The following is a 2,114-nucleotide window of genomic DNA, read 5'->3' on the forward strand; positions in this document are numbered from 1 at the left end:
GCGAATTCTGGACGCTCTACGATTCGGACATGGAGTTTCCAGCCTAACCCGGAAACTGGCGGCAGGTTCAGCAGTCTGCGAAAGACGGGATTTCCACCTGCATTTCGCCAAGATATGAGGGGTTAGCAAACCCCTTTCTCTTGATTTCAGAAGCCTCCTCATCAGGCAGCTTCCCAACGATGCTATCCAGTATGTCGGAAACAAGGCAGACGCCAAACAAAGGAATCCCGAATTCATGGAATCCTTTGATGCTCATTCCGACAATGGGCTGCTGTCCTTTGTTTGGGTTGTTGTCATACAAAACGGTAAAATGAGGGCTGATGCGCACCTCTTTGGAACTGCAGTCTCTAAAATGGATTCGAATGCTGTCCATACTGTCATCAAAATCAGCATAAGGATGAAAAGGTGCCGCACTGAACATTTTATCCCTGACATCTTGTAGGGTCATGCGTTTCATTATTTCCCCCTCGTTAAGCATTTTTAGCATTCCACATGTGCTTCCCGTACCTGTCTTGGTAATTCACTGGAGCTAGCGCAAGAACATTATCCTCGTCAACCCAGCTCCATCGGATAATCTCACCACTCACACCACGGATCGGCTCTGTATAAGGTTTGACGATGGTGACGAACACCTGGTTCATCGACACCTGCAAAAACTGAACATTATTTGTTTGGATGTTAAATTCACAATCGCGCTCTGGCAACCAACAATACACCAGAAAATCGCGGTCTGCATGGTAGTTTCCTCCAACTTTCATGGGCCGTTTCAGCCCGCTAAAGATATGCGCCGGAGTTGCCATTCCCTCAAAAACAAGATAAATCAGTTGGGCCAGTTGGGATCGATGCCCGCGAGCTTGATACCCATTGACGACCTCTTTTGTTACGCAATATTTGCAACTTATTATTCCACCGTTGCCATCAGGAGCAACAGAGTCAATGGAAAGCGCTGAAAAATTGTGCATTTTCACAAAGTAAGCCGCAAAAATCGACGAATTGTACAGGCTGCACTTCCCATTGCATAACGTTTGAAACTACGACAGGTCGGCCCATAGCCATTAAAACAGTTTCGATTACGGGATCGCGGGGTATGTTTTGCATCTTGCGGAGAAGATAGCCCGGAAAACTGACGGCATGCGCAGTTTTCCGGCTGACAAAATAGCGCCTTCTCCTAACCGATGGCGCAGAATGAAAAGCCACCTTTACAACATCGTCTTTTGCTCAGACTTGCTGGCGATACGATTCACGCTGGCTTTGGGTGCGCTATTCATTGGCCTTGGGATGGCGTGGCCTGCCGCGATATTCCCTACGGTTGCACAGATCGAAGCTGGCGAGGGCCGGAATACCTATGCTCTGATGGCGCAAATCGCCCCTGAATGGCTATGGTCACTGTGCTTTACGGTGCAAGGCAGCGTCATGGCGCTATCGCTTATTACCGACTACAGAAGCAAATGGCTGTTGTGGGTAGATGCTGCCTTCGGCGTAATTATCTGGACTGTATCCGTCAGCGCCTGTTATCTGGCGTACTGGCGTGGATTTGACCGGATCATGGAGTATCGCCCTCCGGCGATCATGGGCGGCGAAGTAGCGGCGGCCCTTGCAAGCTGGTGGGTATTCGTGCGCTACCACTTTGGATCTCAAGCTGAGCAGAATAGATGTGGAAAATGTCGGCGATTTACGGATCGCATGCCGTGAACGAAATCGAACCCAACAACCTTATAGGAATCATTTCCGGCATTGCCGGAGCGCTGATCAGCATTGGTGTCGGCGCACGCGAGTACATGAAGCGCGAGCGCATGGGCAATGCCTCGCAAGGTGCAGAGATTCGGGGTATCGCTGCCGGTGGAACGATCCTGGAGAATCTGGTCAAGGAAGTAGAACGGCTTTCCAAGCGCATCGAAGCACTCGAAAAACAGGTAAGCGAACTGACCGACAAGCTGGCCAATGTCCGGCTGATCGCCGTTGATTGCTACTCGCTTGCGGCTGAATGCAAATGCTCAGGCGACAACCGAGAGCAACTGCTTGAGCACATCAAACAAATTATCAAGGACGCCTGAGTCCAGGCGAAATTCAAGGAGATAGTCATGAAGCAACTGATATTCCTGATTCTGCTGGCT

The 2,114-nt window shown here is 50.1% G+C and carries 4 protein-coding genes; 2 read left to right on the plus strand and 2 right to left on the minus strand.

The window, feature by feature from the left end; all coding sequences use genetic code 11:
* Positions 1 to 67 precede the first annotated feature (67 nt).
* Both ACOYNV_RS27855 and ACOYNV_RS27860 read right to left on the minus strand, forming a co-directional pair.
* Positions 68 to 457, minus strand: a complete 390-nt coding sequence (locus ACOYNV_RS27855; protein ID WP_422903074.1) for a hypothetical protein — start codon at positions 455 to 457, stop codon at positions 68 to 70.
* 13 nt (positions 458 to 470) lie between these two features.
* Complete coding sequence (locus ACOYNV_RS27860) at positions 471 to 968, minus strand: hypothetical protein (RefSeq protein ID WP_422903075.1); 498 nt, start codon at positions 966 to 968, stop codon at positions 471 to 473.
* A gap of 163 nt (positions 969 to 1,131) precedes the next feature.
* Here ACOYNV_RS27860 and ACOYNV_RS27865 point away from each other — a divergent pair, with 163 nt between their 5' ends.
* Together ACOYNV_RS27865 and ACOYNV_RS27870 are read left to right on the plus strand one after the other, a co-directional pair.
* Positions 1,132 to 1,692 carry a hypothetical protein gene (locus ACOYNV_RS27865; RefSeq protein WP_422903076.1) on the plus strand — a complete coding sequence of 187 codons (561 nt, stop codon included), beginning with the start codon at positions 1,132 to 1,134 and terminating at the stop codon, positions 1,690 to 1,692.
* Entirely contained in the window at positions 1,689 to 2,054 is a 366-nt protein-coding gene (locus ACOYNV_RS27870; protein WP_422903077.1) for a hypothetical protein, read from the plus strand. The genes ACOYNV_RS27865 and ACOYNV_RS27870 overlap by 4 nt, the downstream gene beginning before the upstream one ends.
* Positions 2,055 to 2,114 lie beyond the last annotated feature (60 nt).

The sequence above is a fragment of the Propionivibrio sp. genome (assembly GCF_049316945.1).
In the GTDB taxonomy this organism is placed as follows: Bacteria; Pseudomonadota; Gammaproteobacteria; order Burkholderiales; family Rhodocyclaceae; genus Propionivibrio.

What these genes read in the sequence shown, in the direction of transcription:
- ACOYNV_RS27855 (WP_422903074.1), bottom strand. Translation starts at nt 457, where the DNA reads ATGAAACGCATGACCCTACAAGATGTCAGGGATAAAATGTTCAGTGCG.
- ACOYNV_RS27865 (WP_422903076.1), top strand. Translation starts at nt 1,132, where the DNA reads ATGCGCAGTTTTCCGGCTGACAAAATAGCGCCTTCTCCTAACCGATGG.